1 protein-coding gene is annotated in these 266 nt (G+C 67.7%); it reads right to left on the reverse strand.

What is annotated here, in order from left to right; translation table 11 throughout:
• Window positions 1-250, reverse strand: a 250-nt coding sequence (locus ACTFO6_RS18885) for a hypothetical protein (protein ID WP_439935891.1), incomplete at its 3' end; no start/stop codon positions are given.
• Between the last annotated feature and the right edge of the window lie 16 nt (window positions 251-266).

The raw sequence follows: 266 nt of genomic DNA on the forward strand, positions 1-266 counted from the left end.
TCAAGGTGACGATGTGCACGCCGGGCTCGGAATAGACGATCTCGTGAGGGAAGGTGCCGGGGAGCGCCACCTCGGCCTCGGCCAGGGTGGCGCCGCCCTCGTCCGTCAGCCGGCAGCGGGCGCTGCCGCGGCCGTCCAGCAGGGCCTGGACATGGAAGGACTGCCCGGGGCAGCGGCGGTAGACCTGGGGATCCCGTTTGGGGTTGTATGGAAGGCGGTTGAGCTTCACCAGTTTCACGAGGGGCTTCATACGGATTTCCCAAGGC

Origin of the sequence: Pelomicrobium sp. G1, assembly GCF_051905455.1 — a bacterium.
Classification (GTDB): domain Bacteria; phylum Pseudomonadota; class Gammaproteobacteria; order Burkholderiales; family UBA6910; genus Pelomicrobium.